The following is a 23,268-nucleotide window of genomic DNA, read 5'->3' on the forward strand; positions in this document are numbered from 1 at the left end:
GTACCTTATTAATCCTTTATTTATAAATACTTATGGACTAATTGTCAATTTTTAGTTTAATTTTTAAGGGAGCAACATTTTAGCATTTTCGGTTAATGTAGTGCCCGTCAGAAGCGTCTTGTCAAGACAAACCGGCCAAGCCTAAAATTTGTTCATCTTCCTCCAAAATTTCTTTCAAGGAATCATTTTAATTCAATGAGTTAATGTCACCTCTGTAGCTTAGAACTAAGAAAAGTATGGAGGTAAACGTGGCTCACAGTCTCAATTTTGGCAATTACGACTATATTATCATTGGTGCCGGCTCTGCAGGCTGCGTTCTTGCTAATCGCCTGTCAGCTGACCCAAATTGCAAGGTTTGCCTGATCGAAGCTGGCGGCAAGGACAGGAATCCATGGATTCATCTGCCTATTGGATATTTCTATACATTCGATAACCCATCAACTGATTGGCGATTTAGAACGGAGCCGGAGCCGGGCCTAAACGGCAGGGTGTTGAAATATCCGCGCGGTAAAGTCCTGGGCGGATCTTCTTCTATCAACGGCATGGTGTATATTCGCGGCCATGAGCGGGACTACGACAGCTGGGCCCAAATGGGGAACAGGGGCTGGAGTTGGGATGATGTTCTTCCCTATTTCCGGCGCTCGGAGGATCATGAGAAAGGCGAATCTGAAAAGCACGGCGCTGGCGGTGAACTACGAGTAGAGGGATTGCGGGCCAGCTGGGAAATCCTTGATGCGTTTCATGATGCCGCAATAGAAAGGGGCATGAAATCTCGTGCCGATTTTAACGAAGGCAATAATGAAGGGATCGGGTATTTTCAGGTCACGCAAAAAGGCGGCCGCCGTATGAGCACCGCTCGGGCATTTCTACGCCCAGCAAGAAACCGTCCGAACCTCACCGTTCTGACGAAAATGCGAGCTGACAAGCTCATTTTCGAGAACAAGCGCGCAGTGGGCATAGAGTTGACGGGTTCCAAGGGAACGGGAAAGGCAACGGCCCATCGCGAAGTGATCCTTTCTGCCGGAGCCGTCGGCTCTCCCCATATACTTCAAATTTCCGGTGTCGGCGACCAAGAGGCCCTTTCAGACATTGGCGTCCCCGTGATCGCAAACCTGACCGGTGTAGGGCGAAATCTACAAGACCACCCGGCATTGCGTACTGTATATCGTGTCAGCAATACGCGGACATTGAACGAACAGTCCCGCAGCTGGTTTGGCAAGGCAAAAATGGGACTGGAATGGCTTGCTTTGCGCAGGGGTCCATTAACAATCCCCCCTGCCCTTGTGTGCGGTTTTGCCCGTTCCAAGCCAAACCTTGAAATTCCGGATCTGCAAATCGTGTGTTATCCCCTCAGCTTTGACGCAACCGGCGATCCACCGCATCCTTATCCTGGTTTTACCGCAGGTGTTTGCATGGTAAAACCAAAAAGCCGCGGAGAAGTAATGGCAAAAACTTCTAACCCGGCAGACGCACCTGCAATTCGCCTGAACTTCTTCTCTGACCCTGAGGACCTGGAAGCTGGTGTTGCGGGGGTCGAATTAATCCGACGGATTTGCAGTGCTCCCTCAATGGAACGCTATAAGCTTGAGGAAACCATTCCGGGGGCAAAGTTCCAGAGCAGAGAAGAGGTCGCCGCGAGTATCGGGAATTTTGCTGCGACAATTTTTCACCCTGTCGGCACCTGCAAGATGGGTCAGGACCCGAATGCCGTCGTCGATGATCGGTTACGCGTGCATGGCCTTCAAGGGTTACGCGTGGTTGATGCGTCTATTATGCCGACTATTATCAACGGAAACACCAATGCAACAACCATCATGATAGCGGAGAAAGCCTCCGACATGATCATTGAAGACGCCAAAGCCACGGAGAAAATATCGGCGTGAGACAAAAAACACGTATCCAAAACATTGTCGACGAAGCTCCCGGAATCCGGTCTTTCTTTCTCGAACCCGTGGACGGCGCCCAACTTGCGCCATTCACACCGGGCGCCCATCTGGATGTCTTTCTTGATGAAGGCCTCATTCGTTCCTATTCCCTTATCAACACGACTGATGAAAACCGCCAGTATCATATCGCAGTAAAGCAGGAATTGGACGGACGCGGCGGGTCGGAGCAAATGCATCAACTCGAAATCGGGCAGGAACTAGAGGTTAGCGAACCACGCAACAACTTCCCGCTTGCCGATCCACCAGGACGCAGCATTCTTGTTGCCGGCGGTATCGGTATTACACCGATCTATGGGATGGCAAAATATCTTACTAACTTAGACGCCCCTTTTAAGCTGCACTACCTTGCCCGAACCGCTTCAGATGCGGCTTTTCTGGAGACACTCGGCGCTGAATTCGGAAACCGGTTTGTACCGGCGCTGGGGTTTGATGTTCAGGCGGTTACATCACATCTTGAGGAACTGCTGAGCACAGAGGCACCGGGCACCCATCTGTATATCTGCGGACCGACACCCTTAATGGAACTAGGCCGGAAAATTGCCGCTGAATACCCGGCGATTATTCTTCATCTCGAATATTTTACGGCGGATCCAGCCTTGGATCAACTTCCCAAAGGGGCGTTTCAGATTAAGCTGGCAAAATCAGGTCGGACCATCACCATTCCGGAGGGACGCTCGATCGTGGAAGTTCTGGCAGAGAATAAACTCATTGTCGAAACGTCCTGTGAACAGGGCATCTGCGGCGTTTGCATGACAAAAGTCCTGGGAGGAACACCGGATCATCGTGACATGCTCATGACGGACGAGGAGCATGCCGCAAACAATCAGATGACGATCTGCGTATCGCGGTCTATAGGGCCGCTTCTCGTCCTCGATCTATAAACTTCACGAATGAACTGCCGTCAAAGCCGATCAGCAGAAATCAGAATATTGGCAAAAAAATAGCGGGACCGCAAAATATGCGCGCCCCGCCTTTTTTAAACTAAAGCCTTATATATGGCTTTAACCTGTCGGAGTTATTGACCTTCGTCTTTCAGCAGACGGTCGAGCACCCTTTGGTAACGCGCCGGACCCGCATCAACCGTAAGCAGGACTGGTTTCACGGACTCTCCAGCCTGATCCATGACAACCTGCTGGGCTTCAATGACCGGCACATCCTGATCGGCAAACGCAAAAGTCCGCATTTCATAGATGTTATTGCGAATTTTCCTGTTCTGCTCATCACCCGTCAATACATTCCAACGTGACGCTGTGTAGTGATAATGGGTGGTTCTGTCCGTCTCCGGCGTGAGAAGATGAATAGCAAAATATCCTGTCCCCTTCTCTTTGGGTTCCCCGACCTTGCTAACGCCGAATTCGAGAATGAGGTTACTTGGCGCGTACCATGTAATCGAGTTCCATTGGTCCCCGCGTTCGTAGCCATCAGGGCTCATCATCTGAAGAATGCCAGGGGATTCCGCATCCGGACAGTTACGACTTACCGTAACCGTATCACCGTCCTGTTCGACTTCGACATCGGCGGCGACCGTGTCTGCGTTCCCAAGGATACCGGCATGCACATAGTTGATGTGGCTAAGGTCAAGCAGGTTATCCACAACAAGTTCATAATTTGCCTTGACGTTGATATAACCCGGACGCGTTACGTGCAGTTCAGGTTGGTCATCCAGGCAGCTGTAGTCCGGGATTGTATCCGGATCCGCAGGGTTGTCCCCCATCCAGATCCAAATCAGCGTATGACGCTCTACCACCGGGAAGCTCCTGATATGTGATGCATTCGGGATCGTGCAATTACCATGCGGGTTCTTTACACAATGACCATCTGGGCCATACTCCAGGCCGTGATAGATGCATTGCACACGATCACCCGGCAGCAGCTTACCCATGGAAAGTGGCGCCATTCGGTGTGAACAACGGTCGATTATCGCCGCGACATTTCCATCTTCCTTACGGAAAAACAAAATAGGTTCATTCAGAATTGTCCGATGCATAAGTTGACCCTCATCCAGGTCACTTGAGAACATTGCGACATACCATGTATTGCGCAGAAACTTCGCTTCCTTCACAGGTCCTTTTCCGACGTTCGTCCGCGGAAATTCGACCTTTTCAACTGCGGCGAAGGATTTAGTGGCTGATTGATCGGAGCTCATTATATTCTTTCTCCCATGTCTCTAATGTTTTTAACGTATAAATTTGAATGGTATTCTATTGAATTGCGCTTGATTCACCATTGAAAATTCATAATGAACTGCTTCAAAGAAATTCATCCGAAAAATGAAGCCCGGGATCCGACCGTTTGATTTTGTCTGCCTTACGGCATCCAACTTCACGATCGGATCGGTCCCGGGCCCCAGTCGATGCTCAGATATTATAACTCCGTAACGGCGTCATATATCTTGGCTAGAAGCCAGTTTAGTTGGTGCTAACCTGTTGCAGTGCTTTTTGCAATTCCTGCCACACAGGTTCAGTTTTCTCATTTTCTGAAAGATATTTATCCCCAATCGGCGAAACGGTGGCAAACAACTCTTGTTGGGCTTCCGGGTCCAGTTCGACTATCGTCACGCCAGCTGCCGCCCACTCTTTATCTGCTTTCTTGGCATACTCGATACCAATTTCTGTCGCCTCGTCCTGAATATCCTGCGCGGCCTCCATTACAATTGTACGAAGGTCTTCAGGCAGTTTATCTAGCCAAGCTGAACTTACGGTAACCACCCCAAATACCATGCCCGTTTTGTCTTTGAAGACATGTTTTGTTGTGTCGTAGAACTTCATGCCGCCCATAACCACCATGCTGGTCCGTGCTGCGTCTACCGTTCCCGTCTGGATGGCGGAGAGCGCTTGCGTAAAGTCGACGGAAACACCAACCATGCCCAATTTTGCCGCCAGTTCCTGTTCCAGCTTGGTAGCCAGAACACGGACTTTCAGTCCTTTAAGGTCATTCAGGTTCTTAATGGGTTTCACCGATGCAATGGCCGTGGGACCGTAAACCCAGAGGTTCCCCACTTCGACACCAGCGGGTTTGGCCAGGTTAAGATATATTTCCTGAAAGTTAGGAGTTGTGACAGCAGCATGCGCCTGTTCCACACTTTTAAAGATTCCCGGTGCGTCCAAAACCTGAAAACCCGGGTTCAACCCGGCCAGATAGTTAGGCGGTGTGACAAATACTTCCTGCGTTCCAAACTGCATACCCTCAATCTGACGACCAGCAGAACCTAGCTGACCTGCGGGATAAACTTCGGGTTCAATGCGACCGTCACTACGTTTGCCTATTTCTTCGGCAAATCGTTTGGCAACGGCATGAATTGGGTCGTTAATCGTCAAGAACCCGATCTTCATCTTGTATGTTTCAGCCACGGCCATGTTGCCAAAGCCGGCCAAAACCATCGTGGAAAGTGCGAAGGCGGCTAACCCCTTCTTCGCACTCCTTAATATAACTGATTGCAACATTCTTTCCTCCTCTTCTTTTTTAGAAAATATTCAACAAAAATAATGACATAGATGGAAACAGGGTAATAAACGCAAGGCCGACCCCATAAACGACCAACAACGGCATTACACCCTTGTAAATTTCATGTGCAGGCACCTCGAGCGATGCCTGGGCGACAAAAATATTCAACCCGAATGGGGGAGAAAACATGCCGATACTCAGATTGACTGTCATGATTAAACCAAAATGAACAAGATCAATGCCGAGACTCTGGGCGATTGGCGCCAATAGCGGCGTCAGAACCAAGATGGCCGATACCGGATCAAGAACGCATCCAACGATCAGCAGAAGCACGTTCACTATCAGCAGGTACGACCATTTCGATAAACCGAGTTCCTGGATGGTTGAGGCGATATGAGCTGGTATACCCTGTGTTGTTACAAGCCACGAGATGACGCCCGCAGCGCAAACCAATAGCAGTATTTGTCCCGTCAAAGCCGCAGAGCCGATAGCAATGCGCCAAACTTCAGCAAAAGACAGGTCCCGGTATATAAACAAAGAAATAAACAATGCATAGACGCAGGCTATACCTGCGGCTTCAGTGGGAGAAAACACGCCGGCATATATACCGCCAAGAACGATTGCTGGCATCAACAATGCCCAAAAGCCCCGGCGAGAAGTCGTCATCACACGGCGAAAATTGAACGATTGCCCCTCCCGGATGCCTAATCTGGCTGCATATAGATAGGAATAACCTCCTAACAGGATTGCCAGAAAAATTCCAGGGATCACACCCGCCAGAAAAAGGTCGGCAATCGACTGCTCCGCCGAGGCGGCATACAGGATCATTGCGATTGAAGGCGGGATGACAATCGCGATACCCCCTGCTGCCGTTACAAGCCCGCTGGAAAATCGGGTGCTATATCCGCTATCCTTGAGGATGGGATACATCATTCTGCCGACGGCTGCCACTGTGGCGGGAGAGGATCCACTAACTGCGCCGAAAATGGTACTTGCTCCCACGGTTGCCATCGGAACAGACCCGTGGTGTTTTCCGAATATCGCCAAAACCCAGTCTATGATGCGTGTGGACATAGAACCGCGCGCCATAAGCTCGCCTGCAAATATGAAATAGGGAATGGCCAACAGGGAGAATTTATCAATACTGCCGAAAATAACCTGCTGTACGACAGCAAGAGGGATGTTGTTTCCGGACAGGATCCATATCGAGAGTCCGAGCAGGAACACGAAAATCGTTCCACCAGCAAACAAAAAGGCAAAGGAACTGATAGTGACAACCCACATTAAGGACATACTCCCTGTTTCATCGTCGCTGCGGCTTCGTTAGGTGAGCCAGCATTAAAAAAGTCTTCATGAATTCGGCAGACGCGACCTAAATTATTATTATCCGTTTAACTGAAGAATTAGCTTCAGACGAACCTATGACTAAATCGCGATGCATTCATGACGCTATTGCATAACTCGAAGCCCCGGAAACTCGTACTGAAATATTTTGGTGCGCGCCCCCAAGATATTTCTTTTGGGTAAGTCTGTTCGTAATGCGTTAGAATGTGTTTAGTAAAATATACAAAAACACAATGTTGAAGGGGTGAAGCCGATCCGTCCTCTTGTCATTGCCAAGAAAGGATCCGGGACAAACGATGAAGCATCTTGAAATTTTCGTAGGGTTTTTCTGCGCACTACTAATGTTTATTGCGGTAGGGATAAACTTTACAAATGTTGTCGCGCGCTATGTCTTTTTAAGCCCTTTTGGGTGGGTCGAAGAATTCCTGGTCTATATTAATATTTGGATGGTGTTTCTTGGCGCCGGTATTATTTCTCTGCGTAATCAACATCTGAAGATGGATATTCTCCGTAGTCTGGTACCAAAAATGTTTGATCGCCCATTAGATTTAATCATTGCCGTAGTGACAACGTACATTTGTGGTCTTGTCGTCTGGATTTCCTATAGTTTCGTGACGCGTGTGTACACGATGGGGCAACACTCAATAATTTTGGATATCCCGATGTACATCCCCCACCTAGCCGTTTTGGCCGGTTTTTCCCTGATGACCGTTGCAGCTCTCTATCATCTTATAAATGTCATTCGAAACGGTAAATCTTATCCCGCGATAATGACATCAGTCTCAGATGCAGAACCAATTAGCAAAAAGCGGCCCCAATAGCGGGTGCTGTCAGACGAATGCGACGTCGTCTCTGTATGGCGCAAAATGGGATAACGGTGGCCCTACTATGCAGCACCAAGCTGCTGCCACTCGGCAAGTGCGATGGTTCTTTGAAGCTTGTATATTTTTAGCTTGGTTAAGTGACGCTCATGGTTGAAGTGGTTGTGGAATGATGAGTGGATTGAGACGAACTTCTGCAAACTTTGCAAGCGCCTGAATTGCAGCATAGTCTGCTCTCTTCGTCGAAATGGGAGGTGTGAGTTTTCACAGCGATTGTTCTTCCAACGACCTGTTTCTTGCGATGCTTCATTTCCAATTACCTTCATCGCGGCACGATAAGAACGCAATCTGTCCGTTACAATCACTTGAGGTTGACCGTAGCGTTTCATTATTTTCTTAAGAAAAACATGGGCTGCCTTGCGATCGCGCCGCTTAGAAACAAAGCATTCCAGCACTTCCCCCTCGTGGTCGACGGCACGCCACAGGTAATATGTCTCGCCATTGATCTTCACAAATACTTCGTCCAGGTGCCATCGCCAGTTGGAATGATTTGGGGAGGGATAAATACGTTTCTTTCGGATCTCGCGCGCAAACAGGGGGCCAAATCTATTCCACCAATAGCGGACCGTTTCATGACAAATATCGATGCCCCGTTCATGAAGAAGGTCTTCGACATTGCGAAGTGAAAGCGGAAACCTGACATACATCATCACCGCCAAGCGGATGATCTCAGGTGAAGTTTTGAAATAGCGAAACGGGTTCTTGTTTTTCATTCCAGGATTTTATGGAATTACTAAAATATGGCCAAAGCCCGATTTTCCTCTGACAGTGCCCCCGGGCGGTATGGGCTAAGATTTAGCTGGAAGGTTTTTTACCAAGCTGGCCTTTGGCCCGTACGCAATTCAACGTGTTCCGCCACCAAATTCTCGAAGAAAGATGCCAATCTCTCAACCATGTTCTTCCAATACCGTAGAGTTTGGAGTCTGACCGTCGGACGCCGACCATGAGCAATCTGCCCCCTTGTGTCTAAAAATCTGTTGTAGTTTGTAGTGAAAACAGAATTTGGCATTTTCCGCCACCGAATTTGATCAAAAGGATGATTCATTCCAATGCTGAAATACATTACCGTTACCGCGTGGAGTGAGGGGTGATTTAATCTATCGGCCGTCGCGCCAAACAAACGTTGCAATTCATCGTTTGTAGCCGTTGGATAGACCAATCTTGCACTTTCACGAAAAATATCCTCAAAAAAACTGTTCCATGGCTGCGCACAAAACTACAACACCGCTCCGTGAAATTGCCTGACCTTGACGATTTGCCGGTTTCCCTCTTCCTCCCCCTGTCAAAGCAGTATGCCCATTTATAATCTCATCAACATCCCTGAGAGACTGTTGAAGCGTTACCATTGCGCTTGAAGACATATCTCCTCCTTATTGTTGGTTAACTCCTTTTACCTACGGCATCTCCTCCCACCAGTTTGGCCAGTTTACCTTCCAGGGTGTCCGTACTGATTTTACAACGATGCGTTGCTCCTCACGCTCAAGACGATCCTCTCCAAGACGCTCGAGTGCCGCCTCGACGAGCCAAGGCTCCAACGCCATGCGGGCGGTTTCCCGATATTGATCAAGTGTCTTGCCCATACGCAAGAGTTCAAGGGCTCTGTTCAGAGTACCGGGCGTGAACCGGATAATGGTGAGTTCGGATAGCTGCAATGCCTCATCCATCTCTTCGCTTTTACTTGCCTCAATCGCTGTCATTGTCTTCCGGGCAGCCGAGAGGTCGCCCTCCAGCCCACGCTTGGCAAGCTGTAGCAGGAAAGCTTCTGCGGCTGTGACTTTCCGCTCGATCCCTTCCTCCCGGATGGTCACCATCTGGCCCAGCACAGCCTCATAGGGAGCCTGCTTGTGGCGTCCCTTGGGGCGGCCCTTAGGATTGCCACTCTGACCTTTTCTGAACCGTGTCGCGGCTGGCGGTTTTTTATACCCGGTGCCGCCATCACTGCTATCCCTGTCACTGATCATTCTTCTATTCCTTTTGGCCAGGGAAGACTGTCCGGATCTCCTGTATTACTCCGGATCTCAGAGATGTCCTTTTCAGATAGCCTTTTAGTCCCCCGGCGACGGCTCAGCGCCGCCTGTACCGCCCAGGGTTCCAGCAACAGATGTTCCATAGCATTATCTTTGTCCTGATACTTCGGATTGGGCGCGGCAACCCTTAGCAACAGAAGCGCTTCATTCGCATTGTCGGGACAATGGGAGTAGCGAACCGTCACCGCCTGCGGCACCTTCCGTTGGTTCTCCGCCATGAGATACCTGTCCCGTTTTGCAATCCATTTCAGCACCTCACGCTGCGCCGAGCGGTTCCCCTCCAATGCCTGCTGTAGCGTATGTTGCTGCAATGCCTCTTCGACGGATATTTCCCGCGGCTTTCCGTCGCGATTGACTGTCAACCTCTTATCCAGGATCACTTCAATGGCAGAAGTTGTCGGGGTCGCCGCCTTTGATTTCGGGCGACCCTTGAGATTACCGCTCTGGCCTTTCCGGAACCGCCCCGAGACAGGAGGGTTGCCTCTTGTCGGTTTATCCGTCATAGACCCTCTCTTTCTTCAAGGCGCGGCTCCTTGCCGGTCAGGCTGGACCATCGCTCGATGGCGACATCGACATAGGCCGGATCAATCTCGACACCGCGGAAGCGGCGCCCTGCCCGTTCGGCCGCTATCAGCGGTCGTGCCCGAGCCCAGAAAGATATCAAGGACAAGATCACCGTGTTTGGTAACGTCTTTAATGGCATCTGCGACCATCCCCGTCGGCTTGACGGTGGGATGCAGCGCAAGATCCTCCCGTCGGCTGCCGCGGAAGGAATTGACCGAGGCATAATCCCAGACATTGGTCCGGTTGCGGCCATGCTTGCCAAGCTCGACCATGTTAAGATGCGCCGCCTCCCCGACCCGATAGACAAACACCAGTTCATGTTTGGACCGGTACAGCGAGCCCATGCCCGCATTGGACTTGTTCCAGATACAGAGATTGAGGAAGGCGCCATAGATATCATGGGCAACAGCGGTCACATCCTCCATATGCCGCCAGTCCATACAGACAAAGTGAACGGCCCCGTCGCGGGAGACAGCGGCGCAGGCACCCAGCGTTTCTTTGAGGAAGGTCCGGAATTCGGTTTCACTCATCTCGCCCGATGCCATGGCGAACTCCCGATGCCGGTCGCCGGTATTGGCATGTCCGCTGATCTTGACATTGTAAGGTGGATCCAGGAAGGCTGCATCGATTTGTGTATTTGCACCAACGACCTTCTGTAAAAAAGCGAGGTCACGGCCATCGCCGCAGCCAATGCGGTGATCGCCGAGTATCCAGATATCCCCCAATTTGGTTCTTGGGGTTTCCGGGACAGTCGGAATGACCTCATCGTCAGGATCCGCCTGCCCCTCCAGGATCACATCGATCTCACCGGTCGAGAAGCCGGTCAGGGTCACATCCATATCGACATCAAGCGTGGCGAGGTCAGAGAGTTCCAGCTTCAGGATTTCCATATCCCATCCGGCATTAAGCGCGATCTTGTTATCCGCGAGGCGAAGGGCCCGCTTCTGGATCTCCGTAAGCCCTTCGAGTGTAATGACCGGCACTTCATTCAGGCCCATCGCCTTTGCCGCCAGCAGCCGCCCGTGCCCGGCAATCAGGTTGCCTTCCGGATCGGCCAGGATCGGGTTGGTAAAACCGAACTCCTCGATTGAGGCTCTGATCTGCCCGATCTGCTTTTTCGAATGGGTGCGCGCATTCCGGGGATCCGGCACCAGATCGCTTACCGGGCGATAGGTCACGCTCAACGGGTTTTCAGGCGTTGGCTCTTTGCTCATACCACTATTCCAATAAGTTATTCGCGGTAAATACATCCAAGCTAGAGAAGAATCCAACCAATGCCAACCTTTATAGCCCTCAACCGGGGAGAAAGACTGGACTTCTCTGCAGAAAGGAGCGTCACTGTCGCTGTGCCTGTTTGCCGGGCTGTTGTCGGTAGGGACGGAATGGTTCCGCTCGATAACAGGAGGATAAACTTATGGCATCCCAAACGCCCAAATCATCTGGCAGCAAGCAGGGCAAAGCAACCAATGCGCCATCTCGCAAAGCCGCAACCGCCAAACCTTCCAAACTTGACCGGATGATCACTCTTCTTCGTCAGAAGAATGGTACTTCTCTCGAGGAGCTCTGCAAGCTCACCGGCTGGCAGGCGCATTCCGTACGGGGCGCAATTGCCGGCTCATTGAAGAAGAAGGGCCATGTGATTACGTCGGAGAAGATCGACGGCGTCCGCCGCTACCGGATCGGAGATCCGCAATGAAAAGCGCTTCCAGTCTTGAGGCAGATGTCAGGTCATTGGAGGCGTTTGGATTACGTGATCTGCGTAATCTCTGGGCCGCCCGTTTCGGACCACCGCCGAAGTTACGCTCCGAAGAGCTGTTGCGCCTGATGCTGGCCTGGCGCCTGCAGGCGGAGGCTCAGGGTGGGCTCTCACCCGGGACACGACGCCTGCTCTCCCGGCGCGGGGCTATTGCCCCCGAAGGTCGTGCCCTGGGTGACGGGGCCATCCTGCGGCGGGACTGGCAGGGCCGGCGGATCGAGGTCGTTGTCAGGGGCGATGGCTTTCTCTGGGAGGGGAAGACATATCCCAGCCTTTCCTCCATTGCCCGCGCAGCGACCGGCACCCGCTGGAACGGGCCGCGTTTCTTCGGATTGCGCGAGGCGGAACAATGAAGCCGCCTTTAAAACGCTGCGCGATCTATACGCGCAAGAGCTCCGAGGAAGGGCTTGAACAAAGCTTCAACAGTCTCGATGCCCAGTATGAGGCCTGTGAGGCCTATATCAAGAGTCAGGCCAGCGAAGGCTGGCGGGCCCTTCCCGGTCGCTATGACGATGGCGGTTATTCCGGTGGCAGCATGGAACGGCCCGGCCTAAAACAACTGCTCAGCGATATCTCATTAGAAAAAATCGACATCGTGGTGGTCTACAAGATTGATCGGCTGACCCGCTCGCTTGCGGATTTTGCCCGCATGGTGGAGCTGTTCGAACAGCATGACGTCAGTTTCGTGAGTGTCACACAATCCTTCAATACCACTTCCAGCATGGGGCGGCTGACACTCAATGTGCTTTTCTCCTTTGCCCAGTTTGAACGGGAGGTCACCGGCGAACGGATCCGCGACAAGATTGCCGCCTCCAAGAAGAAGGGCATGTGGATGGGGGGTAGCCCACCGCTCGGCTATGATCTGCCGGAAGCCGGCTCCTATACTTTGCGGATAAACAAAGCCGAGGCTGAGACAATCCGCATGATTTTCACAAGATATCTTGAGCTCAAATCCGTTCACGCCCTGGTAAGAGACCTAAAAGAAAAGGGTATTCGATCAAAGACCCGGACAACGCTGAAAGGAAGAACCATCGGAGGCCAGCCCTTTAGCCGTGGGGCGCTGTATCATCTGTTGCGGAGCCGTGTCTATCTCGGAGAGGTTCCCAACAAGGATCAATCCCATCCCGGACTGCATGAGGCCATTATCGATACAGAGCTGTTCAAGGCGGTTCAGGCACAGCTGGATGAGAACAGCAGGCGTCGCAAGGCGACCGGAAAGAGTGTTGCCAACTCGCCGCTCGCGGGGCGTCTTTTCGATACAGACGGGCAACCGATGTCTCCGACCTTTGCCTATGGGCGTCGTGGCAAGCTGTATCGCTATTATGTGTCCGCCTCCTTGCAGCGCGGGGTAAAGAGTGATCAACAAGATAATACGCCGCGACGTGTTTCCGCCAGCACGTTAGAAGCCCGGCTACTGAAAGCGATGACCCGTCTTCTCCCCAACTTGCAGGAGGACCCGCTTGAACTTGTAAATCGCATCGAGATCCATGCAAAGCATGTCGATCTTTGTCTGCCACTCGAGCATATTGGCAAGTTCCGAGAAAACCTTCATATCGGGGAACAGGCTGTCCCCGACCTCGCGCAATCAGACCAGCTGCGGTTGACCCTGCCCTGGCGGATACAAACGCGGGCCGGCAGGACCGACATTCTTGCCGGAGACAGAAACACGCCGCAGCCGGATACCTCCCTGATCAAAGCCCTGCGCAACGCGCATGCCATGCTTGACCAAAATTCAAGACGAGGACCAACCCTTCAGGCAGCCCCCACCTCCCCCTGGCGGCGCAACCTGGTGCGTCTTGCTTTTCTGGCGCCTGATATCCAGAAAATCATTCTCGAAGGGCATCAGCCGGATCATCTGACACTGGCTATATTGATGAAGAACGAGATCCCGTTGCTCTGGTCCGATCAGAGGCTTAAATATGGGATTGAAAGCACGAATTGAGGTCAGATTAAGCGCCGCACGGGAATTTCCTAATCCATCTGTTAACAGGCTTAAAACTCCCTGTTAATTGCAATAACAGGCCCTGTTATCAGGCTAAATCACCCTGTTATGGCCAATAACAGGAAAGTGGCAAATTTCGTCCGTAACTCGCTGATATTACGTAAGAAAATATTCTATCTTGCGCGAACGACCACCATTTTTACCCTGTTAACGGCCGTTTTTATCAAAAATTCCCTGTTAACTGCCTGTTATCGTAAAACTCACCCTACCATCAGACGGCCGGAGACTGGCGGGCAACTAGGCATCGGATAACCCTCATCTGACGGTCCGGAGACGATGCCAGGAAAGGGATTGGCGGCGAAATATAGCCCTGTTACGGGCGGTTACGACGCCAGGCAGGAACGGAGACGAATTTTCAGGGGTGGGTGGCGGTGAGCGAGGGATTCGAACCCTCGATGGAGCTATAAACCCCATACTCCCTTAGCAGGGGAGCGCCTTCAGCCACTCGGCCAGCTCACCGGAGGCGGCAATATGGCAGATTTTGGTTCCCTGTCAAAGGGTTTAGTTGCAATTTTTTTCGTAAAATCAGATCACGGCGCCTATCGGCCCATGATCCACTCGCGCGCCATTTTCTGGGCTTTGGCAATTTCCTGTGCGGACATATCGAGAGAAATCTCCGCCCGGTTCTCCCGCGCTTCCTCAATACCGTTCATTGCCGCAAGATTGAACCACTTATGTGCTGTCACCAGATCCTGTGAAACCCCGTCTCCGGTTGAAAACAGCAGGCCTGCCCTGAACTGATCATCGGCAACACCTTCATCCGCACTTTGCAGATACTTATTGACATATTTCATATCGAGCTCAGCCATCATTCCATTCCCCAAAATACAATCGACTACCCAAATAAAAAACATTCAGAAAAAGGAAAAACTTCCTTTGTTGGGGATATGATGGAAGGGATTTAGTTAATTTTTTGTTTCACCGATTATTTTTTTAACTATGTTTGTCAATCCTTTAGGGCCGGAAGAACACAAAACCGCAAAAAACAGCGGTTTTCGTCATTAAATCCGGCAAGAAAAAGGGGTTGAGAACAGTGCTCAGGCACTGTCTTTCGGGAAATCCAGGCCCATTTCGCGGTAACGTTCCGGATCATCCAGCCATTTTTCCCGAACCTTTACAAACAGGAACAGATGGACGCGACATCCGAGACTCTCCTCCAGATCCGCACGGGCAAGCTCTCCAACCTTCTTGATCGTCTGGCCGCCCTTGCCAAGGACAATCGGCTTGTGGTTGGCGCGCGAGACATAAACCACCTGCTGGATCTTTACCGATCCGTCTTTGCGCTCTTCCCAGCTTTCCGTCTCGACGGTGAGCGAATAGGGCAGTTCCTGATTAAGCCGCATGAACAGCTTCTCGCGTGTCACCTCGGCCGCCAGTTGCCGCATGGGCGCGAGCGCGAGCTGGTCTTCGGGGTACAACCACGGTCCTTCCGGCATTTCTCTCGCAAGCGCTGTGCGAAGATCATTGACCCCATCACCGGTAAGCGCAGAGATCATATATATCTCGTCAAATATACCTCGCTCCGAAAGAGCTTGCGCAAGGCCTAGCAGACTGTCGCGTTTGACGATATCCACCTTGTTGAGGATCACATGGGCGCGGCGGTGGTTTTTCTCAAGCCCGGCTATAATCCGCTCCACATCCGCCGTAATACCTTTCACGGCATCAATAATGAGAACAATACGGTCCGCATCCTCCGCCCCGCTCCAGGCGGCATCGACCATGGCTTTCTCCAGCCGGCGCGACGGTTTGAAAATGCCGGGCGTGTCGACAAAGATAATCTGGCTGTCGCCTTCGATGGCAATGGCGGTGACGCGGGCGCGGGTCGTCTGCACTTTCGGCGTAACGATTGCGATTTTCGCGCCGACAAGCTGATTGAGCAACGTCGATTTACCGGCATTGGGTGCCCCGACCAGGGCGACATAGCCACAGCGTGTTGGAGATATTTCCGTCTCTTGTTCAGCCAACCTGCAGTTCCTTCAGCAATTTCGCAGCCGCTTTTTGCTCTGCCGCGCGTTTTGACGACCCTGAGCCGGTCGCCGGGGCACAATCGAAAACTTCCACCTTGACCTTGAAATAGCGGTCATGATCGGGGCCCGTCTCCTCAATCACCGAATAGACGGGCAACGGCCTGCCGATCTTGGCCAGCCATTCCTGAAGTGCGGACTTTGCATCTTTTCGGGAGGCATCCTTGTGATCGAACCGCGGCCACCATTTTGACTTGATAAACTTCTTGGCGGCCTTGATACCACCATCCAGATAAATGGCCGCGATCACCGCTTCCATCACGTCCGATAGAATGGCCGGATTGTCGCGCCCCCCTGCCGCCGCCAGATCCGCAGCCATGCGAATATATTCCTGAAGGCCCATTTCCGCGCCAATCTCGGCCAAGGTCTCGCGCCGGACCTGGGCATTGTAGCGCCGCGACAACTGCCCTGCCTCCGCCTCTTCAAACCGGCGAAAAAGTTCCTCACTGATGATAAGGCCGAGAACCCGATCGCCGAGAAATTCCAGGCGATCATAGTCCTCCTGTGCCACTTTGCGTCCCTTGCCCTTGATCAGGGACGAATGGGTCACTGCGGCCGTCAATAGTGAAAGGTCCTTGAATTCATGCCCGATGAGATCCGGCAGGTCCTCAAGGTTTTTTGATGGTGCGGTCATCAGCTTAATGAATCAAAAATCCGGTTCCAACGAATGGCGGTTGGATATTTCCAGATTTCGTACCATTCGGCAGAGCCGTCAAGCGACATGAAAATAACCTCGGCCCGGCCCACCAGATTTTCCACCGGAACATAGCCTACATGACTCAGAAAACGGCTATCCGTAGAATTGTCACGGTTATCCCCCATGGCAAAAACATGTCCTTCAGGCACCGTATAGACGTCCGTATTGTCCATGATCCCCTGCACCTCTTCATCGAGAGTCAGGTAGCTTCGTCCATTCGGCAGCGTCTCGCGATATTGCGCAATGCGCCGCGCATTCCCGAAACGGTCCCTGTCGACAAAATCCTCGACTCGTTCGCGCTTGACCGGCGTGCCATTGATATTGAGCACCCCGTTGATCATCTGCATCCTGTCGCCCGGCAAACCGACAATGCGCTTGATATAGTCGACAGACTCGCCGATTGGCTTCTTGAAGACGGCTACGTCCCCACGCTCGGGCAGATCACCGAACACGCGCCCAGATATGGGCGCCAGGCTGAAGGGAAAGGAATGGCGGCTGTAACCGTAGGAATATTTGGAGACAAACAGGTAATCGCCAATCATCAGGGTCGGCAGCATTGACTCAGACGGAATCTTGAACGGCTCATAAGCAAATGTCCGGATCACGACGGCAATCAGCACAGCATAGATTATTGTGCGGATTGTCTCCCCCACTCCGCCCTTGGCTTTCGCTTTCACCGCTTCTTCCTTCATAAAACTCTTCCAAAAATATATTTAAAAACAATAGACATTCAATTGCACGAACGCGCCCGTCAGGCAAATGTTTTCCCGGTCATATGCCTGTAACTTCCTAATCATCTTCCGGGATGGCCGTAATCAGGACGATCGCCTGCGCCTGCGGTGGCTCATCCGTAATGGTCAGATGAATTTCCGTCCGCATGCCCGGCGGCGTTATTCGTTCAAGCTGCGCCAGTGCCCCGCCCGTCAGCGCGATCGTCGGTTTTCCGGACGGCAGGTTGACCACGCCCATGTCCTTCCAGAACACGCCCCGGCGAAACCCTGTACCCAGCGCCTTGGAACAGGCTTCCTTTGCCGCATATCTCTTGGCGTAGGATTCAACACGGTTCAGCCGCCGCTCCGATTTCGCAATCTCGATTTCCGTATAGATACGCTTGACAAACCGCTCCCCGAAACGATCCAGGGTTTTTTCGATGCGCCGGATATCGATGATATCGTTACCAATGCCGATAATACGAGACATGCTCTGCCCTTTGCTGCCCTACGCCACCGCCTGACGGGCTTCATCCATCAACCGCCGCATCTTGCCGATGGCTGTTTCCAGTCCGGTAAAAATCGCTTCGCCAATCAGAAAATGGCCAATATTGAGTTCGACAATCGTCGGGATCGCCGCAATGGGACCGACGGTGCCGAAAGTCAGGCCATGGCCGGCATGGCATTCAAGGCCGAGATCCTCCGCCATGGCCGCCGCCTTCTGTATTCGATCAAACTCACTTTGCCGTTTCGCCGGATCCTCCGCATCGCAATAGGCACCGGTGTGAATTTCAACGATATCCGCGCCGATTTTCTTTGCCGCTTCAAGCTGGAACGGGTCCGCTTCGATAAACAGTGACACCCGGATGCCCGCATTCTTCAGGCTATCGACATAATGCTTCAGCATATTATGGCCTCCGGCGACATCAAGACCGCCTTCCGTCGTGCGCTCCTCGCGTTTTTCCGGGACGAGACAGCTCGCATGCGGTTTGTGGTCAAGCGCAATCGCGAGCATTTCTTCCGTTGCCGCCATCTCGAAATTGAGCGGAATGGTGAGTTCCCGGGCGAGGCGGGTGATATCGCCATCACTTATATGGCGGCGGTCTTCACGCAAATGGGCCGTAATGCCGTCCGCCCCCGCCGCCTCGGCGATCCGTGCGGCACGTAGCGGATCCGGATGGACCCCGCCACGCGCATTGCGGATGGTTGCTACATGGTCGATATTGACACCCAGTCTCAGCTTTTTCATTTTTCTATGACTCCGATTTTCTTCCCGCGTTTGAACCCCCGGTTTGACTTGCGCTCCATTGCCTTGAGGATCAATTGTGCCCTTTTCTCCTGGAATCTACGGATCAATGCCCGCAATGGGTAGAAAAAAATGATCCAGACAAGGATGGAGATCGGCAGGCTGGCGAGCAACATCGGGTGAATAACCTCGAAAAAGATATGGGACACATTGCTCCAGTTACCCGCCCACAGCCCTTCGAAGAAGGTGGTCAGGCTGGCATCCGGAAAGGCTTTGTGATGCGGATCGTCGCCCAGCATCAAACGCCCGACCTTATAAAGCATCGTCCAGATAAACGGGAAGGTCCATGGATTGCCGACCGCCGTTCCGAGGGCGGATGCCAATATACTCGCCCGGAACATCCAGGCGAACAAAGCAGCCAAAACGAAATGGAATCCAATCAATGGCGTAAAGGAAACCGCCGCGCCAAAGGCAAAACCGGCCGCCAGGCTATAGGGAGAGCCTTTCAGCCGCGCAAGACGGTATCCAACATATTTTGACGATCGCCGAAACCCGGCGGTCGGCCAGAAAAATTCCGACAGCTGGTTTATTCTTGTTGCTTTTTTTCGACGACGAAACATTCCGGCGGCACTTCACTTAAGAAAGGATCACTTCAGGTTACGGCTTCCGGGTTTGATGGCCTCTGTACCGGCAAGTTCAGGTGGCAGCTTGTCCGGTTCATAGACATTAACCTCCAGTTCCATCAGCGAGATCAGGGGCACACCAACATCCGCCTCACCGTTGGACCGGTCAATCAGGCAGGTTGCACAAACAACATCGCCACCGGCCGCCCGGATCGTATCAATGCATTCCCGGCTGGACTTTCCGGTTGTAACAATATCCTCCGACATGATGACGCGCGCGCCCGGTTTCAGAGAGAATCCGCGCCGGAATGTAAACACTCCGTTTTCACGTTCCGTAAAGATGCCCGGCACCCCGAGCTGACGCGCCAGTTCATATCCGACAATGACACCGCCCATCGCCGGGCCAACGACAATATCAACGGCATTCTCGCCAAGGGTGGCCTTCACCTTGTCGGCAAGCGCCCGGCAGAGCGCAGCGGCACGATCCGGATACATCAAAACTTTGGCCGATTGGAGATAACGGTCAGAGTGCAATCCAGAACTTAATAAAAAATGCCCTTCCAGCAATGCGTTTGTCTCCCGGTAATGGGCCAGGATTTCTTCCTCTGTCATACTTACCCTTTCTCTCAAAACCCGCCTGTTTAGCCTGCCGATCTTTCAACGGAACTGATGACTGGATCGGCCCGCAGCGCTGCAATTATATTCGTCAAGTGCCGGACATCCTTTACCTGAATATCGATCAGCATCTCGAAAAAATCCTGACTGCGATTGACGATAGCCAGATTATTTATATTGCCGTTATTGGAGGCAATAGTCGAGGTGACACCTGACAGCGCGCCCGGTTCATTTGCCATGATGATGGAGACCCGGCCCACGGGGTGGGCCGCCTGCTGATTATCCTCATCCCACGAGACATCAAGCCAGCGTTCAGGAACCTCGGCAAACTGTTCAAGTGTGTCACAGTCAATGGTATGGATTGTCACCCCGCGCCCGGTGCTGACGATCCCCACAATCCGATCCCCGGGCAGCGGATGGCAGCATCCGGCAAGATGCATGGCCATGCCGGGAATGAGCCCGCGAATCGGTACGGCATGCGAACTCCTGTTATCGGATTTCGACTTCGCCCTTTTCAGCGAGACAACATTTTCGGCCTCGGCCTGGCGCTTTTCGCCGGGGAAAATAACCTCGATTAACTGCCGTCCGGTGCGGGTGCCGTCTCCCAGCATGGAATAGACATCGTCGATATTTTCCTGATTCCAGACTTTAACAGCTGTCTGTAACGCTTTTTCAGCAAACTGCTTTCCCTCAACCCGAAAGGCTTTCTCGGCAATCGCCCTGCCAAGCTCGATATACTGACCGCGTTGTTTCAAACGGGTGAAGCGGCGAATGGCCGACCGCGCCTTGCCGCTGACAACGAAACTCTCCCAGGTCGGCGACGGCGTCTGGTTTTTCGAACGGAGTATTTCCACCTGATCGCCGTTGCGAAGCGGCGTGCGGAGCGGCACCAGCCGACTATTTATCTTGGCGCCAACGCAGGTGTTGCCGACATCCGTATGGACGGCATAGGCAAAATCAACGGGGCTGCTACCCTGCGGCAGGGAAATCAGGTCACCCTTGGGCGTGAAGCAGAACACCTGATCCTGAAACATGCTGAGTTTCGTATGTTCCAGAAACTCATCCGGATCGACCGTATTTTCAAGGATTTCGAGCAGTTCGCGAAGCCAGCGATACTGCTCGCCCTCTTTCACATTTTCGAGATTTTCCTTGTACTGCCAATGGGCAGCAACACCATATTCATTTGTCTGGTGCATTTCCCTGGTGCGGATCTGAACCTCGATACGCTGCTTTTCGGGGCCGATGATCGTCGTGTGAATGGAGCGGTAATTGTTCCGTTTCGGGATCGAGATATAATCCTTGAACCGCCCCGGCACCATAGAGTATTTCGCATGCAGAACGCCGAGGGCGTGATAGCATTCTTCCACTGAATCGACGATGACGCGGAAGGCGATAATGTCTGCGAGTTGCTCGAAAGAGACGTTGTTCTTCTCCATCTTGCGCCAGATTGAATAGAAACGCTTCTCCCGTCCGTATATTTCGGCCTCAATTCCGGCTTCGGACGCATCTTTCCGCAACTGCTCGACAATCCGTTCGACCAGGTCCTCCCCTTCCGCGCGCAGATATTCCAGTCGGCGCTTGATCGAATTGCGGGCTTCATTGTTCAATTCGATAAAGGCAAGATCCTCCAGATCGTCACGAAAGCCCTGCATTCCGATACGCTCGGCCAGCGGCGCATAAATCTCCATCGTCTCCGTGGCGATGCGTTTGCGTTTCTCCGGGTTTTTTATGAAATGAAGCGTGCGCATGTTATGCAGCCGGTCGGCCAGCTTGACGAGCAGCACGCGGATATCGTTTGACATCGCCAACAGCAGCTTGCGGAAATTCTCCCCCTGCTTGGTCCTGTCCGATTGCAGTTCGATCTGTGAGAGCTTAGTGACCCCGTCGACAAGTGCCGCGATCTCGCTCCCGAATATCTCTTCTATCTGCTCTTTGGTGGCGACGGTATCCTCAATCGTGTCATGGAGGAGCGCCGTCACGATCGTCGCCGTATCCAGTTTGAGCTCGGTCAGGATACCGGCGACTTCAATAGGGTGGGAAAAGTAAGGGTCACCGGAGGCGCGCACCTGGCTACCATGGGCCTTGATCGTAAAGATATAGGCCCGGTTTAGGAGATCCTCGTCAGCCTGAGGGTCATAGCTTAGAACACGATCAACAAGTTCAACCTGGCGCAGCATCAGCAATTACAGGACCGGCGGCCACCAATCCCCTCCCGCTGAAATGATAAATCCGGGTAGAAACAAATACAGGCACTGAAACTCAAACTCGCCGCTCCCGGCATTTCCCTATGTGATATGGGGCTCAAATGCCGGGTTTTACATCCGTTCCGGTCAATTGTCGGCGAACGGGTCATCGGCATCGGTTTCTTCTGCCGCAGTATCCGTTGCTTCAGTGACGCCGATTTCATCGGCGGAAAAAGTCTCAACCTCTGTGTTTTCCTGGATGACACCGGCCCATTCGTTGCTGGCGCTCATCAGGGCGGCCATATTGTCCTCTTCAGGCTCATCAACCTCGACACGGCGTTGTAGTGAATGCACAAGATTGTTCTTGAGTTCATCCAGCTCGATCGTGCCGTCGCCAATCTCACGCAGGGAAACAACGGGGTTCTTGTCGTTGTCGCGATCCACGGTCAACATGGAACCGGCAGCGATTTCCCGTGACCGCCGGGCGGCGAGCAAAACAATCTCGAAACGGTTAGGAACTCTTTCAACGCAATCTTCAACGGTGACGCGTGCCATTTAAAATAACTCCAATTGTCTGTGATTTAGAGTATTACATATAAGTTTGCGCAACGGATAGCAAGTCAAAGTAACATAAAAAGTCCTTGAAAAGGGGCACTTTTCCGGCGTCGCGTCGCATTTCGGCATCAAGTGGGTATATCCTCCGTGTCGATAGTATCAAAAGCCTGTTCTGATGGCAGCCGGGAAAGCAATTCCTGCGCAGTCAAATTGCTGACGGGATGACGCCATTCAGGGGCAATTTCCGCGATTGGCGCCAGCACAAAGGCGCGTTCCTGCATCTGCGGATGCGGAAGGACAATCCCCGCCCCCTGTTCCCTGTTTTCCGTCACCAGATCATGAAAGACGAGCAGGTCGAGATCGAGCACGCGGGCCTCCCATTTCTGGCGGCGGACCCGTCCGAAATCTTCCTCAATTCCGTGTAATGTCGCCAGCAGGTCATCGGGCTGCATATCCGTCTCCACCGAGATGACCGCATTGGCAAACCAGGTCTGGTCGGATGCCGGCACCGGTGCGGTCCGGTACCAGCTTGATTGTCCCGTAAGGGAGACGGTATTCACAATGTCACGCACCGCCGCCGCCAGTGTATTCACCGGATCACCATGTTCCGGATGTGGCATATTTGCCCCTAATGCAATCAATATCACTTAT

Annotated in this window: 24 protein-coding genes and 1 tRNA gene; 6 read left to right on the forward strand and 19 right to left on the reverse strand. The window is 52.5% G+C overall.

Translation table 11 applies throughout. The features are described from left to right. Positions 1-248 precede the first annotated feature (248 nt). Together AAC599_RS07745 and AAC599_RS07750 are read left to right on the forward strand one after the other, a co-directional pair. Complete coding sequence (locus AAC599_RS07745) at positions 249-1,883, forward strand: GMC family oxidoreductase N-terminal domain-containing protein (RefSeq protein WP_340149831.1); 1,635 nt, start codon at positions 249-251, stop codon at positions 1,881-1,883. Continuing rightward, positions 1,880-2,827: a PDR/VanB family oxidoreductase gene (locus AAC599_RS07750; RefSeq protein ID WP_340149832.1), complete on the forward strand. Its 948-nt coding sequence runs from the start codon at positions 1,880-1,882 to the stop codon at positions 2,825-2,827. The genes AAC599_RS07745 and AAC599_RS07750 overlap by 4 nt, the downstream gene beginning before the upstream one ends. A 134-nt stretch (positions 2,828-2,961) precedes the next feature. On the opposite strand, the gene AAC599_RS07755 is transcribed toward AAC599_RS07750, so the two are convergent. From AAC599_RS07755 to AAC599_RS07765, 3 genes are all read right to left on the reverse strand, one after another. Next, complete coding sequence (locus AAC599_RS07755; RefSeq protein ID WP_340149833.1) at positions 2,962-4,092, reverse strand: aromatic ring-hydroxylating dioxygenase subunit alpha; 1,131 nt, start codon at positions 4,090-4,092, stop codon at positions 2,962-2,964. Between the two features lie 262 nt (positions 4,093-4,354). Then, on the reverse strand, positions 4,355-5,389 hold the full coding sequence (locus AAC599_RS07760; protein WP_340149834.1) for a TRAP transporter substrate-binding protein: 1,035 nt from the start codon (positions 5,387-5,389) through the stop codon (positions 4,355-4,357). 19 nt (positions 5,390-5,408) lie between these two features. Then, positions 5,409-6,674: a TRAP transporter large permease gene (locus AAC599_RS07765; RefSeq protein ID WP_340149835.1), complete on the reverse strand. Its 1,266-nt coding sequence runs from the start codon at positions 6,672-6,674 to the stop codon at positions 5,409-5,411. Between the two features lie 356 nt (positions 6,675-7,030). On the opposite strand from AAC599_RS07765, the gene AAC599_RS07770 reads away from it, so the two are divergent. Continuing rightward, positions 7,031-7,555 (forward strand): TRAP transporter small permease, encoded by a 525-nt coding sequence (locus tag AAC599_RS07770; RefSeq protein ID WP_340149836.1) that lies wholly within the window; start codon positions 7,031-7,033, stop codon positions 7,553-7,555. A 65-nt stretch (positions 7,556-7,620) separates the two neighbouring features. Here the strand turns inward: AAC599_RS07770 and AAC599_RS07775 are convergent, their stop codons facing one another. The 4 genes from AAC599_RS07775 to AAC599_RS07790 all read right to left on the reverse strand — a co-directional run bounded on the left by AAC599_RS07775 (position 7,621) and on the right by AAC599_RS07790 (position 11,420). Further along, positions 7,621-8,328, reverse strand: a complete 708-nt coding sequence (locus AAC599_RS07775; protein ID WP_340149837.1) for an IS6 family transposase — start codon at positions 8,326-8,328, stop codon at positions 7,621-7,623. A 681-nt stretch (positions 8,329-9,009) separates the two neighbouring features. Then, positions 9,010-9,576 carry a DUF5681 domain-containing protein gene (locus AAC599_RS07780; protein WP_340149838.1) on the reverse strand — a complete coding sequence of 189 codons (567 nt, stop codon included), beginning with the start codon at positions 9,574-9,576 and terminating at the stop codon, positions 9,010-9,012. After that, on the reverse strand, positions 9,573-10,145 hold the full coding sequence (locus AAC599_RS07785) for a DUF5681 domain-containing protein (protein ID WP_340149839.1): 573 nt from the start codon (positions 10,143-10,145) through the stop codon (positions 9,573-9,575). The genes AAC599_RS07780 and AAC599_RS07785 overlap by 4 nt, the downstream gene beginning before the upstream one ends. An 81-nt stretch (positions 10,146-10,226) precedes the next feature. Further along, positions 10,227-11,420 (reverse strand): DNA methyltransferase, encoded by a 1,194-nt coding sequence (locus AAC599_RS07790; protein ID WP_340149840.1) that lies wholly within the window; start codon positions 11,418-11,420, stop codon positions 10,227-10,229. Positions 11,421-11,620: 200 nt separating this feature from the next. Here AAC599_RS07790 and AAC599_RS07795 point away from each other — a divergent pair, with 200 nt between their 5' ends. From AAC599_RS07795 to AAC599_RS07805, 3 genes are read left to right on the forward strand one after another with little or no spacing between them, the layout of a single operon-like run. Next, positions 11,621-11,902 (forward strand): DUF3489 domain-containing protein, encoded by a 282-nt coding sequence (locus AAC599_RS07795; RefSeq protein WP_340149841.1) that lies wholly within the window; start codon positions 11,621-11,623, stop codon positions 11,900-11,902. Then, complete coding sequence (locus AAC599_RS07800) at positions 11,899-12,315, forward strand: DUF2924 domain-containing protein (protein WP_340149842.1); 417 nt, start codon at positions 11,899-11,901, stop codon at positions 12,313-12,315. The genes AAC599_RS07795 and AAC599_RS07800 overlap by 4 nt, the downstream gene beginning before the upstream one ends. Beyond that, positions 12,312-13,904, forward strand: coding sequence for a recombinase family protein (locus AAC599_RS07805; RefSeq protein WP_340149843.1), 1,593 nt, complete (start codon positions 12,312-12,314; stop codon positions 13,902-13,904). Before AAC599_RS07800 ends, AAC599_RS07805 begins: the two co-directional genes overlap by 4 nt. A 426-nt stretch (positions 13,905-14,330) precedes the next feature. On the opposite strand, the gene AAC599_RS07810 is transcribed toward AAC599_RS07805, so the two are convergent. The 12 genes from AAC599_RS07810 to folK form a co-directional block, all read right to left on the reverse strand. Continuing rightward, positions 14,331-14,423: transfer RNA gene (locus tag AAC599_RS07810), tRNA-Ser, on the reverse strand. An 80-nt stretch (positions 14,424-14,503) separates the two neighbouring features. Then, positions 14,504-14,773, reverse strand: a complete 270-nt coding sequence (locus tag AAC599_RS07815; protein ID WP_340149844.1) for a hypothetical protein — start codon at positions 14,771-14,773, stop codon at positions 14,504-14,506. Between the two features lie 228 nt (positions 14,774-15,001). Continuing rightward, a complete protein-coding gene (gene era, locus AAC599_RS07820; protein WP_340149845.1) occupies positions 15,002-15,928 on the reverse strand; it encodes a GTPase Era in 927 nt (308 codons plus the stop codon). After that, complete coding sequence (gene rnc / locus AAC599_RS07825; protein ID WP_340149846.1) at positions 15,921-16,622, reverse strand: ribonuclease III; 702 nt, start codon at positions 16,620-16,622, stop codon at positions 15,921-15,923. The genes era and rnc overlap by 8 nt, the downstream gene beginning before the upstream one ends. Continuing rightward, a complete protein-coding gene (gene lepB / locus AAC599_RS07830; protein WP_340149847.1) occupies positions 16,622-17,377 on the reverse strand; it encodes a signal peptidase I in 756 nt (251 codons plus the stop codon). Before lepB ends, rnc begins: the two co-directional genes overlap by 1 nt. A gap of 97 nt (positions 17,378-17,474) precedes the next feature. Further along, positions 17,475-17,885, reverse strand: coding sequence for a holo-ACP synthase (gene acpS / locus AAC599_RS07835; RefSeq protein ID WP_340149848.1), 411 nt, complete (start codon positions 17,883-17,885; stop codon positions 17,475-17,477). Positions 17,886-17,903: 18 nt separating this feature from the next. Further along, positions 17,904-18,644 carry a pyridoxine 5'-phosphate synthase gene (locus AAC599_RS07840; RefSeq protein ID WP_340149849.1) on the reverse strand — a complete coding sequence of 247 codons (741 nt, stop codon included), beginning with the start codon at positions 18,642-18,644 and terminating at the stop codon, positions 17,904-17,906. After that, the gene (locus AAC599_RS07845) at positions 18,641-19,261 is read right to left on the reverse strand and encodes a DUF2062 domain-containing protein (protein ID WP_340149850.1); all 621 of its coding nucleotides are present in this window, start codon (positions 19,259-19,261) and stop codon (positions 18,641-18,643) included. Before AAC599_RS07845 ends, AAC599_RS07840 begins: the two co-directional genes overlap by 4 nt. 27 nt (positions 19,262-19,288) lie before the next feature. Further along, on the reverse strand, positions 19,289-19,876 hold the full coding sequence (pyrE, locus tag AAC599_RS07850) for an orotate phosphoribosyltransferase (protein WP_340149851.1): 588 nt from the start codon (positions 19,874-19,876) through the stop codon (positions 19,289-19,291). A gap of 29 nt (positions 19,877-19,905) precedes the next feature. Continuing rightward, positions 19,906-22,056, reverse strand: coding sequence for a bifunctional (p)ppGpp synthetase/guanosine-3',5'-bis(diphosphate) 3'-pyrophosphohydrolase (locus AAC599_RS07855; RefSeq protein WP_340149852.1), 2,151 nt, complete (start codon positions 22,054-22,056; stop codon positions 19,906-19,908). Between the two features lie 153 nt (positions 22,057-22,209). Further along, the gene (gene rpoZ / locus AAC599_RS07860) at positions 22,210-22,617 is read right to left on the reverse strand and encodes a DNA-directed RNA polymerase subunit omega (protein WP_340149853.1); all 408 of its coding nucleotides are present in this window, start codon (positions 22,615-22,617) and stop codon (positions 22,210-22,212) included. Positions 22,618-22,745: 128 nt separating this feature from the next. Beyond that, a complete protein-coding gene (gene folK / locus AAC599_RS07865; RefSeq protein WP_340149854.1) occupies positions 22,746-23,264 on the reverse strand; it encodes a 2-amino-4-hydroxy-6-hydroxymethyldihydropteridine diphosphokinase in 519 nt (172 codons plus the stop codon). Positions 23,265-23,268: the final 4 nt, after the last annotated feature.

It is taken from the genome of uncultured Sneathiella sp., assembly GCF_963976355.1.
Lineage (GTDB): Bacteria > Pseudomonadota > Alphaproteobacteria > Sneathiellales > Sneathiellaceae > Sneathiella.